This is a genomic window from Deinococcus radiopugnans ATCC 19172, assembly GCF_006335125.1.
Classification (GTDB): Bacteria; Deinococcota; Deinococci; order Deinococcales; family Deinococcaceae; genus Deinococcus; species Deinococcus radiopugnans.
Map to the genome: position 1 here is coordinate 1 of NZ_VDMO01000090.1, position 513 is coordinate 513.

A 513-nucleotide genomic window follows, 5' to 3' on the forward strand; every position below is an offset into this window, starting at 1 on the left:
TGGTTTCAAACTTGATGCCGAGTTCATCGGCGAGCTTGGAATAATTGACGCTTTCCATGATGACGCCCAGTGAACCCGTGAGCGTTTCCGGTGAAGCATAGATTTTATCGGCGGCCGTTGAAATATAGTAGCCTCCCGATGCCGCCATGGAGCCCATTGATACATAAATCGGTTTCTTCGTTTCTTTCTTTAGTTCTTCAAGTTTTTTATGTATTTCCGCGCTTTCGTACACGCCTCCGCCTGGGGAATTGATTTTCAGCACAATTCCTTTGACGCTTTTGTCTTCTTTCGCACGCTCAACCTGTTTTAAAAATGATCTGTGATCATACCCGCCTGAGCTGAGCAGGCCAGCGGACCCGCCGTTATCCTCAATCGTGCCGTCCACTTCAAGCACGGCGATTTTACTGCCGGGGCTGCCCTTATCCAGCGTCACTTCCTCTGTGTCATCTGTCAGTGATGCAAAGTCAGACCCTGTATCTCCGATATTCTTCAGCACCCCGACGGTCACACTTG

General features: G+C 49.5%; 1 protein-coding gene. It reads right to left on the minus strand.

Translation table 11 applies throughout. The features are described 5' to 3' along the window. A partial coding sequence (gene sppA, locus FHR04_RS20820) for a signal peptide peptidase SppA (protein ID WP_139405071.1) occupies positions 1 to 513 on the minus strand: 513 nt, incomplete at both ends.